The organism is Paenibacillus sp. sgz302164 (assembly GCF_056120505.1).
In genome coordinates this window covers 1-1147 of the sequence record NZ_JBVYOL010000067.1, presented here as the reverse complement: position 1 = coordinate 1147, position 1147 = coordinate 1, and the positions used below count along the sequence as shown (strand labels likewise).

Here is a 1147-nt window from a genome sequence, read left to right as displayed (position 1 = left end):
AAATAGGGGTTCGCACAATTATCGTTGTTCGACAATTACAAAGAAATTTCTTCTTAATTTTCTTTAATTCTACAGGCTATTCATTAATGAGTATTATAATAAATACCATATCATAATACAAGAGTACTAGGATTAATTTACTATAAACTGTCCTTTAAGAAGTCCTCGACGAAATCCGGGGCTGCTTTTTTTATTTGCTGAACTGTATGTAAATAGCGCTGTGTCGTGTTGATATGCGTATGTCCGAGCGATTCCTGGACCTGCTGCAGCGTTGCGCCGCGAAGTAAGGCTAAAGTAGCATTGGTATGTCTGAGCCAGTGAGGGGTAACCTTTTTCTCCAGGCCGCTTTGTTCGCGGGCTTTCTGGATCATTTTCTCAATTCGCCTTACGGATACCGGGAACACTTTTTGCTCGGGCGACACTTTCTTTTGCGAGGTTCGAGACAGATACTGGTTGAAAAGTTCCCATAGCAGATGCGGGATTTTGACCTCTCGTTGTTTCCCGCCCTTTCCCTGCACAGTCAGCCAAATCGAGCGTTCTTCCGGGTCGGGGTGGAAATGCCCCCATTCCATGGAGATTAGCTCAGACACCCGCAAGCCCAGTAAAACCAGGGTTAAACCGACCAAATATTGCCGGGAGCCCTGCTGTTTCAACTGCTCGAACAACCTGAGAACCTCGCTTTTGGTCAAATAATTGTTTTTGCTGGTGACTGTTATTTTGGGCATACGAACGCTTGTAGTGGGGTTATTGGGGAAAATCCCGATATTCGAATCGCTTCCCCATTTGTAAAGCGAGCGCAGCGGAGCAATATGAATAGCGACGGTCGCCGGCGCTTTCGGTTTGTTTTGCTGGTCGAGGAGCCCTTCAATCAGCCCGATTTTGTACACTTCAATTTCTTTCCACGTCACATCTTTCAAAGATTTATCCCCGATAAAACTGCGAAATTTCTCGATAGCGCTGCGGTAATTTCTTACTGTATATTTCGAACGTTGATAAGTGGCGAAGAACATATTAACGATTTGGTCATCGGAATAGTTTTGCTTGCTCTCTGCATGGATAGCGAGTTGAGATAGGCTCATTGGCGTTGGCATGAGAGATTGTTCCTCCTTAAATATTCGAACAACGATAATTGTGCGAACCCCTATTT

General features: G+C 44.6%; 1 protein-coding gene. It reads right to left on the bottom strand.

Annotated features, from left to right (window positions below):
• Positions 1–140 precede the first annotated feature (140 nt).
• Entirely contained in the window at positions 141–1091 is a 951-nt protein-coding gene (locus tag AC0LWT_RS38910; protein WP_474687346.1) for a tyrosine-type recombinase/integrase, read from the bottom strand.
• Positions 1092–1147 lie beyond the last annotated feature (56 nt).